1 protein-coding gene is annotated in these 1,396 nt (G+C 58.7%); it reads right to left on the minus strand.

What is annotated here, in order from left to right; translation table 11 throughout:
* Positions 1-256 precede the first annotated feature (256 nt).
* Positions 257-1,288 carry a LacI family DNA-binding transcriptional regulator gene (locus ACN2XU_RS24185; protein WP_419412891.1) on the minus strand — a complete coding sequence of 344 codons (1,032 nt, stop codon included), beginning with the start codon at positions 1,286-1,288 and terminating at the stop codon, positions 257-259.
* Between the last annotated feature and the right edge of the window lie 108 nt (positions 1,289-1,396).

The raw sequence follows: 1,396 nt of genomic DNA on the forward strand, positions 1-1,396 counted from the left end.
CGATTGCGCCTCCCGCCGCGGTCCCATCATCGCCGATCCTCCAACCCTATGCTGAAAGTGAATCAGCCGAGAGCACTGCGATCAAGGGGGAGTTGTTCAACGAAATAAGCTTATTGCGGACTTTCCTAGATTGATGACTTGCTGCGTTGCAGCTTACAGATAGCGGAAATTCAATTTAGTGTCGTCGAAACCACCAATAGTGTTGAGGGGTAGCGGCAGGCCACGAAATCCTGATCTTTTGTGGCGCTGCGCGCGACTAAAAAGATTCCGGCAGGTAGATCCGTTGGTCAAGTCTTGGCGCACCACGCCACGGCTCATCCGGTCTAAGGATCGCGGCAGTCATCCGGTCCAGAAGTTCGCTGCACAGATGATCCAGCGGCGTGGCGATCACCATCGCGACATATCGGTCGGACAGGCCGCGCTGGCTTTCGGGTGTCAGTTCGTTGACAATCAGCGTCACCTTGTCCGAGGGGCGCATTTCGCGAAGCGCGGCGATGGCGCCTTCCATCCCGCCACCCGCGACATAAAGGCCGTCCAGATCGGGCACGCGGGTCAGCAGGTCGAGCGTTGCTTCATACGTCAATTGGCGGGTCTCAAGGTTGATTGCCGTGTCGAGGACATCGATGGAGGGGGCGTATTCGCGCAAGTAGGATCGAAACCCGGTTTCGCGCATGGCCTGTCCATGCCAACGGGTGCCGCCCACAAAGACCGCGACCTTGGCTGGGCGTTGCAGGCGTGTCGCCATCATCCATCCCGCCGTTCGCCCCGCCTTTAGATTGTCGAGGCCGAAATAGCCGCGCCCTGTGGCACCGGTGAAATCGTTCAGCAACGAGAACAACGGGATGTGGCGGGCGGCCAGCTCGGCGCTGAGGTTGGTCAGGCTGACATGGTTCACGCCGGTTGCGGCGATGGCTTGGCATCGATCCGCCAAAGTTCGGATTTCGCGGGTGAAATCCTCGGGCGACTGGGAGGCGGAGAACCGGATCGAACAGGTGATCCGCGTATCATGGCGCGCGGCGCAGGCAGCTTCGATCTGATGGGCGAAGCGCTGATAGAAATGCTGACTTTTCTTGTGCAGGACAAAGCCGAGGGACAGGTCTGGCCGCATGTCGCGCCGGTCATCTTCGAGATGCTTGGGTAGGGGATAGCCCAATTGGTGCGCGGCTTCTGCCACGCGCTTACGGGCGCGCGCGGACACGTTCGGGCGCGCGTTCAGAACACGGTCGACCGTGGCGGCGCCGAGGCCTGTCGCCTTGGCGAGGTCTGCAATAGTTGGTTTCCGTGCCATCCGTAATTTGAGGTTATTGCATCATTATGATGCAAATAATTGGTGTTTTTTGAGGTAATCACAATCGAAATTTCTATCTGGCCATTTTGGTAGGGGATAAGGTGCCCC

The organism is Pacificoceanicola niger (genome assembly GCF_048553275.1).
Classification (GTDB): Bacteria; Pseudomonadota; Alphaproteobacteria; order Rhodobacterales; family Rhodobacteraceae; genus Pacificoceanicola.